General features: G+C 35.6%; 11 protein-coding genes and 1 riboswitch. Of the genes, 9 read left to right on the forward strand and 2 right to left on the reverse strand.

Annotated features, from left to right (window positions below; all coding sequences use genetic code 11):
- The first annotated feature begins 88 nt into the window (after positions 1–88).
- A complete protein-coding gene (gene rplM, locus EKM79_RS09125; protein ID WP_125568087.1) occupies positions 89–532 on the forward strand; it encodes a 50S ribosomal protein L13 in 444 nt (147 codons plus the stop codon).
- A 13-nt stretch (positions 533–545) separates the two neighbouring features.
- On the forward strand, positions 546–938 hold the full coding sequence (gene rpsI, locus EKM79_RS09130; RefSeq protein WP_211331283.1) for a 30S ribosomal protein S9: 393 nt from the start codon (positions 546–548) through the stop codon (positions 936–938).
- A 299-nt stretch (positions 939–1,237) separates the two neighbouring features.
- Here the strand turns inward: rpsI and EKM79_RS09135 are convergent, their stop codons facing one another.
- A complete protein-coding gene (locus EKM79_RS09135; protein WP_125568091.1) occupies positions 1,238–2,401 on the reverse strand; it encodes an MFS transporter in 1,164 nt (387 codons plus the stop codon).
- The gene (locus EKM79_RS09140) at positions 2,398–2,835 is read right to left on the reverse strand and encodes a MarR family winged helix-turn-helix transcriptional regulator (protein ID WP_125568093.1); all 438 of its coding nucleotides are present in this window, start codon (positions 2,833–2,835) and stop codon (positions 2,398–2,400) included. Before EKM79_RS09140 ends, EKM79_RS09135 begins: the two co-directional genes overlap by 4 nt.
- A gap of 284 nt (positions 2,836–3,119) precedes the next feature.
- Here EKM79_RS09140 and EKM79_RS09145 point away from each other — a divergent pair, with 284 nt between their 5' ends.
- The 7 genes from EKM79_RS09145 (at position 3,120) to EKM79_RS09175 (ending at position 7,830) form a co-directional block, all read left to right on the forward strand.
- Entirely contained in the window at positions 3,120–3,521 is a 402-nt protein-coding gene (locus tag EKM79_RS09145) for a hypothetical protein (RefSeq protein WP_125568095.1), read from the forward strand.
- A 118-nt stretch (positions 3,522–3,639) separates the two neighbouring features.
- Complete coding sequence (locus EKM79_RS09150; protein WP_125568097.1) at positions 3,640–4,026, forward strand: hypothetical protein; 387 nt, start codon at positions 3,640–3,642, stop codon at positions 4,024–4,026.
- A 90-nt stretch (positions 4,027–4,116) separates the two neighbouring features.
- Positions 4,117–4,686 carry an SOS response-associated peptidase gene (locus tag EKM79_RS09155; RefSeq protein WP_125568099.1) on the forward strand — a complete coding sequence of 190 codons (570 nt, stop codon included), beginning with the start codon at positions 4,117–4,119 and terminating at the stop codon, positions 4,684–4,686.
- 187 nt (positions 4,687–4,873) lie between these two features.
- A riboswitch (TPP riboswitch) is annotated at positions 4,874–4,971 on the forward strand.
- 69 nt (positions 4,972–5,040) lie between these two features.
- Positions 5,041–5,337: a thiamine-binding protein gene (locus EKM79_RS09160; RefSeq protein ID WP_125568101.1), complete on the forward strand. Its 297-nt coding sequence runs from the start codon at positions 5,041–5,043 to the stop codon at positions 5,335–5,337.
- The gene (locus EKM79_RS09165) at positions 5,306–6,067 is read left to right on the forward strand and encodes an ABC transporter permease (RefSeq protein WP_246005660.1); all 762 of its coding nucleotides are present in this window, start codon (positions 5,306–5,308) and stop codon (positions 6,065–6,067) included. The genes EKM79_RS09160 and EKM79_RS09165 overlap by 32 nt, the downstream gene beginning before the upstream one ends.
- 16 nt (positions 6,068–6,083) lie before the next feature.
- Positions 6,084–7,085: an ABC transporter substrate-binding protein gene (locus EKM79_RS09170; RefSeq protein ID WP_125568103.1), complete on the forward strand. Its 1,002-nt coding sequence runs from the start codon at positions 6,084–6,086 to the stop codon at positions 7,083–7,085.
- Positions 7,086–7,089: 4 nt separating this feature from the next.
- Positions 7,090–7,830: an ABC transporter ATP-binding protein gene (locus EKM79_RS09175; protein ID WP_125568105.1), complete on the forward strand. Its 741-nt coding sequence runs from the start codon at positions 7,090–7,092 to the stop codon at positions 7,828–7,830.
- Positions 7,831–8,198: the final 368 nt, after the last annotated feature.

Raw genomic sequence — 8,198 nt, forward strand, 5'->3', positions numbered from 1 at the left:
TATTATTGTTGTTGGTATTGTTTGCCCCACGATGAGCCCCGGAAACTTATTGAGTGTCAAACAGACGTAGAAACTGGAGGAATTTAAAGTGCGTACAACACCATTAGCAAAAGCAAGTGAAGTTGAACGTAAATGGTATGTAATTGATGGTGAAGATGTCGTTTTAGGTAGACTTTCATCAGTTGTAGCTGCAATTCTTAGAGGTAAGAATAAGCCAACTTACACACCTAACGTTGATACAGGTGATAATGTTATTATCATCAATGCAGATAAAGTAAAATTAACAGGTAAAAAAGCAAAGGGAAAGATTTATTATTCTCACTCAGATCATCCAGGTGGTTTGAAGAGCATTAGTGCCGGCGAAAAGAGAGCAACAAAACCTGAATTGTTTGTTGAAGACTCAATCCGTGGTATGTTACCTAAGAACAGTCTTGGTCGCCAAGAAATCATGAAGTTGCATGTTTATGCAGGTCCTGATCACAAACACCAAGCACAAAATCCAGAAGAGTTGGATATCAACAAACTAATTTAAGGAGGAAAACATTTTGGCACAAGTATCATATGCTGGAACAGGCCGTCGTAAAGATTCAACAGCCCGTGTTCTATTAGTTCCCGGAAACGGAAAAATTACTATCAACAAGCGTGATGTCAAAGACTACATTCCTTTTGACAATTTGATTGCTGATATGAAACAACCATTAGATATTACTGAAACAGTTGCTAACTATGACGTTATTGCTAACGTTAATGGTGGTGGCTTCTCAGGACAAGCTGGAGCAATCAGACATGGTATTGCTAGAGCACTTCTTGAAGTAGATCCAGACTTCAGACCTACTCTTAAAGCAGCCGGCTTCTTAACACGTGACCCTCGTATGAAGGAACGTAAGAAACCAGGTCTTAAGAAAGCTCGTAAAGCTTCACAATTCTCAAAACGTTAATTCGCGACGAGAAACGTTGGTACATCAGCGTTCAGACAAGAATTTTTACCAAAAGTGGTTGGACAGATTTCTGTTCAACCACTTTTTTTTCGTTGAATTTGAAAGGAAAGAGTTTGGACACGTTAAATGATTATAGTTTGTCCAATTCGTTGGCTAGACGCTCACCGGTATATAGGTGAGCGCTATTTGTGTCCTAAGATTAAGCAAGAAAAAAATCCCCTCAGTATCATCTAACTGGGGGGGAGAAATATTTTAGTATCAGGTGCTAAATTAGTATGAAGTGACGCGTAAATATTGATTTAGAACACATGATTCAGACTCTTTCGATTCATGAAGTAAATTAGCCAGATGATGGGGATAGTCACTAGCATCAGCGGATAGAACCACACAATTGGAATGGCACTTTTAATTAAACCACCAATAATTGGTCCCAATGACATACCAAGGTCCATGCCGATGTAGAATGTACTATTTGCTAATCCTTGTTCGTTATGTGGTGCTATCAAGAGTGCAGTTGCCTGACAGATTGAGAACATGAGGCCATACCCACCAGCAAAACCTAATGCGGCGATAAACATCATGATGTTATTAGACAAATGTGTTAATGCTGATAAGCCAATGAGAGTACTCCCAAGGCTTGCATACAGAAACTTACCAAATGCAACCGAATCAAAAAGGTCCTTTAGTGACATCCGTAAAACTAACAAGAGGATGGCGTAGATTGGAAAGAAGCTGCCAACCGCCACCTTGGAATGAATTGATGCCACATAACTAACGATATATGCCTGTGTTGAGAAATATGGCAACGCAAATAGCATGAGAATCATGGCAATTGGTAATACTTGTGGTTGAACAATACGGAATCTTTTGGAGTGCCCTACACCAGCAGGTTTTTTCACGGGGTGTCCGTGATCCGTTACTAGTTGCACGAGTGCAACCATTAAAACACTGGAAACTACAGAAGCTATGAATGCATAACGATAACCGAAGTGCTGGTAAAGAAAGATACCTAGTGCTGGGGCCAAAGCTATACCTAATGCATTCATCAAGCCATAAATCCCCATGCCGGAACCAACATGTTTTCTAGGTAATAAATTGGCCATCCAAGTCGCCATACAAACGGTGCATAGAACATAGCCAACGCCGTTGACCACTCGAATTACCAGTAACCAAGCAGGGTTAGTTACAATCACATAACCAATAGACGCAATTATTAAGAAAATGCCACCTATCGAAGATAGCAAGTATTTGGAATACCGATCAACGAGGTTTCCAGCTATCGGACGTAGTATTAATGATGCAACGTTCATTAGTCCCGCGATTACTCCAGCTAAGAGCGTAGAACTACCTAAATTTTTAGAAAAGCCCGCAATTAAAGGATTGATCAACATGGGACTAGACAGATAAAAGAAGCTAGCTGTCAAAATTAATAAGATGTTACGATTATAAATATGTTCCTTCATTTGTTACCTCGATTCAAATTATCTACGGATCGCTCTAGTAGTGTTAGAAACTGTGTTTTTTCCTCATCAGAGAAGCCATTAAGAATCTGTTCACCCGTATGCGACCCATTTTTTTGTAAATGCACGCGCATGATATGTCCGGCATCTGTTAATGACACTAGCTTGGCACGGTGATCATTGGGATTTTCAGTTAGTGAAACCAGTCCTTTTTCTTTTAATTTCTGAGTGATTGCCTGTGCACTCTGATGTTTAATGTGTTTAAAATTTTTCAGATTTGAAATTGTACTGTTTGGATAGTCGGCAAAAAAATTTAGCGCATCCGCTTGATCCGTTGTGATGTGTAGCATGCTGATGTGCTGGTTACGATTCGCAACAAGCTTGTTGGCAAGCTCAAGGACACGTCGTGCTACTATATATTCTTGATTGATTTCCATAGAATGCCTCCTTAAATTTATACAGCAGAATGTATAAATTATACAGTTTGCTGTATAATTTATCAAGATTACCTTGATGTCTTGAATTACTTTTGAGCTAATTCAATATGTTTAAAAATATATTTTTGTCTAATAAAAAATAACGACGCAACAATCATTTTTGAGTTTCGTGATGTTATTGGATGTACAAGGTATTGAATTTTAAATTTTAGTACTGTGTTACAAGAACCTCTAATGAGATAATAATAATATAGATAAAAATTTATCAAATTAGAGGGGGATATATGATGTTTGATTATGAAGGGTTAACATTTGAATCACTAGTTCTTACTTTTGACGAATCAAAGCGGGCACATCAATTGATGATAGCTTCGTTAATACGTGCGGATGATAGAGCTAAGGAATTATATAATGACTTCATAAATGCATGTATTTCTTATGCAAATATTAGAGCTATTTGGTCCACTTCATCAAGTAAAATTCGACGCGATATGGATGAGAAAAGAACATTAAAACATGATATGGTTCTCAGCAGTTTAGACATTTTAGATCAATATTTAGCAAAGCAAAATCTTGCTACTAATTGGCGAGACATAATTGGTAAACAACATTCTGGTCAGGAACGCAAACGCCAAGGTGATTTTGCGTGCTATATTGCCTATATTCATGGTCTATCTGCAAGGTGAAATCCTTGACTGATTTTTTTAATGATTGATATAATTCGCCTGTACAATTTTGACAAACTGTATGGATATTTTATCTTTTTCGATTATTTAAATTTTAATCAAATATTTGGAGGAAAAAATGCGAAGTAATCAAGTTAGTATTTCATTAGAAAGATTTCTTGATAAGGAACAAATGGGGATGAAAGATCTTCATATTAATGTTTACGCAGATTCTAACAATGTTTATGAAGCGCTCGCATCAGCGTATTTTGAAGTTTTGAGTCAGATTCAAGATAAAGGTAATGTTAATCTACCAACATTTGGTAGAAGAAATCATTATCCTGCACGTCCTTTTGGATATAATCAGGATTTTGAAAATTTTATTAACAAAAAAGATTTGGATGATGAATTTAGAGATTTTAGAGAAGGGATGCATACGTGGCAAGATCAATTTTTAGAGAAAAAAGGTTTGGTTGAAGAATTTGGGCTTTATAGAGTTGAGAAAATGAAAAGTTTGAATAAATAATTATAATTACAAAATTGACACTTACAACTAGGTAGGTGTCTTTTTAATTGTGTATAATTTATTTAATAGTTTTACAAAGGAGGCGTCGATATGTGTGGACGTTTTACATTTCAACCTTCAGATAATTCTGAAATTAACAAAATATATCAGTTAGCTGTGGATAACGGTTATGATCCTAAGATTGGTGAAGTCTTTCCCACCGACCAAACCGCGATTGTAAAATCTGGTCAAAATCAAGTTCAGGTTGTGACGATGAAATGGGGATTTCCTGGATTTAAATCAGGTCAGAATATTATTAATGCTCGTTCAGAGAGTATTATGCAGAAGCCAATGTTTGCAGATTCATTTTTAAATAGACGTTGCGTTTATCCGACAACAGGCTTCTTCGAGTGGTCGAAAGATAAGATCAAACATCGTTTTAATTATGGAACTGACTCAGAAACTTTGTATATTGCAGGCTGCTATAATATATTTAATGGAGAAGCTCGTAGTGTACTTTTGACCACCGCACCCAATGAGTCCATGATAAAGATTCATGATAGAATGCCATTGATTTTACAAAAGAATCAAATTAAGTCGTGGATTTATGATCAAAACTTTGCCATTGATTTTTTAAAATCTGAAATGCCACAACTTATTTCAACACCATTAACTAATTAATATGTGTCTATGCGTTAATATAATATTCAAGGAGATCTCTATACTAAATATCATGTATAGCAATAGATTGAAGCTTGTTAGGTATCAATATCAACTTATTGATAAATTGACAGGCCTTTTTTCATCCTGTAATCTGTGGGAGTCCTTAGCAGCAGATTACATATCACAAGTAATCACGGGCAATACAATATTTAAGCGGGGGAACGCGCATGCGTTGAGAAGGTTTTACCTGACCCTTTGAACCTGTTGGCTAATACCAGCGTAGGGAGCTGTCATCAATTGACGAAGTCGGCACTTCTCTATTCTGGAGGAGTGTCTTTTTTTATAAAATTTATTATATTATGGAGGATTAATATGGAAGCAAGTATTGCAATTCAAGTTGTACCAAATGTAGACGGCGAAGAAAAGATGATAAGTGTTGTGGATAAGGTTATCGAATACATTTCTAGTACGGGTCTTAATTATCAAGTTGGGGCATTCGAGACTTCAATTGAAGGTGATTTTGATGAATTAATGGAAGTTGCTAAACAATGTCAATTAGTTGCAATAAAGGCTGGGACACCAAGTGTTTCCACAAATATTAAAGTTGTTTATAAGCCAGAGGGAGACGTTTTAAGTATTGAGAAGAAGACAAAAAAACACCAACATTAATATCTACTCAATTCTTTCTTTAATATTTATATTTGTGTTGTGGCAGTTAATTAGTTTTTGGAAATTAGTACCTGACTTTATGCTGCCGTCACCATTACAAGTTGGGCAAGCATTTATTAGTGATTTTCATCTGTTGATGTTTCATGCAAAGATAACTTTGATAGAAGCAGTTGTTGGATTAATATCTGGTGTCACACTTGGAATAGTTGCGGCAATATTTATGGATTATTTTAAGGGAGTTAGAGATGCTCTGTATCCCGTATTAGTCCTTACACAGACAATTCCAACAGTAGCGATTGCACCATTATTGACGATTTGGTTTGGATTTGGAATTATGCCCAAAGTAGTTTTGATTATAATAACGATATTTTTTCCCGTGTCAGTCGCAATGTTGAATGGTTTTTCATCGGTTGATGTGGACGAAATACGTTTATTACGATCTATGGGAGCTAATCAATTTCAAATTTTTAAACACATAAAATTACCGGCTAGTTTAGGTGATTTCTTTTCCGCAATGCGTATTGCTGTAACCTATGCGGTAATAGGTGCGGTGATATCTGAATGGTTAGGCGGTTTTGAAGGTCTGGGTGTTTATATGACTAGGGTTCGAAAATCATATGATTTCGATAAGATGTTTGCTGTAATATTTTTAATTTCGTTTATAAGTTTGTTATTAGTAGCGTTAGTCAATTTAATTGAGAAATATAGTATGCCTTGGAAAAAGGATTAAATTATGGGGGAACACGATGAAATTTAAATGGAAAATTTTATTAGTTTTAAGTATTTTTGCAGTATTTGCCGGTTGTAGCAATAAAGTTGGTTCGAAACAAGATAATAAAGACTTGAAAAAAGTTACAATTGTATTGGATTGGACACCAAATACCAATCACACGGGATTGTATGTAGCCAAGCAAAAGGGATATTTTAAGAAGCAAGGTTTGGATGTTAAAATAGTTCAACCTTCAGATGGGGATGCTAGTTCTATTGTTGCGAGTGGTAAAGCAGACTTTGGAATTTCTGCACAAGATACATTAGCAGCTAATTATGCTTCTAAGAAACCTTTGCCAATTACTGTAGTAGCAGCTATTTTACAACACAATACATCTGGAATTATGTCACGAAAAGGTGATGGTATTTCTAGTCCAAAAGGTTTAGAAGGTAAGACCTATGCAACTTGGGATTCACCAATTGAAAAAGCCATGATCAAAAACGTTATGGAGCAAGATGGTGGGGATTATAGTAAGTTGAAGATGATTCCTAACAATATTGTAGACGAACCAAAGGCTTTGAAAGAAAAACAAGCTGACGCCATTTGGGTATTTTATGGCTGGGGCGGTATTTCTGCTCAAGAACAAAAAGTTCCAGTAGATTACTTTTATTTCAAAGATTTAAATTCAACTTTTGATTACTACACTCCCGTTATTATGGCTAATAATGATTTATTGAAGAAAGATCCTGATACTGCAAAGAAATTCTTAAAGGCAACTTCACAAGGTTATGATTATTCAGTTGATCATCCTAAGTCGGCAGCTGATATTTTGGTTAAGCAAGTCCCAGAATTAAATAAAGATTTGGTTGAAGCTAGTCAAAAATGGATTTCAAAGCAGTACAAAGCAGAACAATCTCGTTGGGGTTACATTGATCCACAACGATGGAATGCATTCTATAATTGGTTAGGTGACAACAAATTAGTTAAGAATAAGATTCCTAATAACACAGGCTTTACTGATAAATATTTACTGGAGTAATTGAATGCCAAAATTAGTAGTTGACCATATTTCGAAGAGTTTTGAGTACAAAAAAATATTAAACAATTTGAATTTCTACGTAGATGAACATGAGATGGTTAGTATCGTTGGTCCTAGCGGCGTTGGAAAATCAACTTTATTTAATATAATTGCTGGATTGATAGAGCCAAGTCAGGGTGATGTATATTTAGATGGAAAGTCTATCTTGAATCAACCAGGAAATGTATCTTATATGTTACAAAAAGACTTGTTGCTGCCGTATAAGACGGTTGAGCAAAATGTTGCATTACCTTTATTGCTAAAAGGTGTTAACAGGAAGCAAGCTATTGTTCAGGCGGATGAATTGCTCAAAGACTTTGGATTTGAAACGGTTAAGAAATCTTATCCGGATGAATTATCTGGAGGGATGCGTCAAAGAATTGCTCTGTTAAGAACATATTTATTTTCGGATAATCTAATTTTGCTTGATGAACCCTTTAGCGCCCTGGATACTTTTACAAAATCAGAGATTCAGTCTTGGTACTTAAAAGTTCATCGTAATTTAGGATTAACGACACTCTTTATTACACATGATATTGACGAGGCAATTAAGCTGTCTAATCGGGTTTACGTGCTACGGGGAAGTCAAGCCAATAGTTTATCAAGTATAGATATAAATAGTGATTTTAAAAACATAGATGATTTTTTGTTATCCGATACCTTTTTAAATTACAAAAAAGAAATTATTAATAGTTTGAATGCATAAATGAAGTTGTTATATTTCTGGGTACAAAAAATATTGACACTGTGGGAACCGCTTGGAGCCAAGGTCTCCAAGCTCGATTTTGAACTTCGCAAAGAAACGCGAATTCCAAAACTCGTTCCGTGGTGTAATGGCTAAAGCCATAACGCCACCTTCACCGCAACCAACATTTCTTGCACCCAGAGACTAACACATTTGTTATTTTTTATACGATGTAACTAAATTGATAAACAAGTTCCATATTATTTGAAATTTAATATAATCAAAAAGCTAGATATTTTTCTGGATTTATACTGAAGTGCAAGACAAAAGTTAGACAAAATTAAATATTTAAGCTGCTAAAGCATGTTCCCGGTATTCTACTGGTGACA

The organism is Companilactobacillus insicii (assembly GCF_003946015.1).
GTDB classification, from domain to species: domain Bacteria; phylum Bacillota; class Bacilli; order Lactobacillales; family Lactobacillaceae; genus Companilactobacillus; species Companilactobacillus insicii.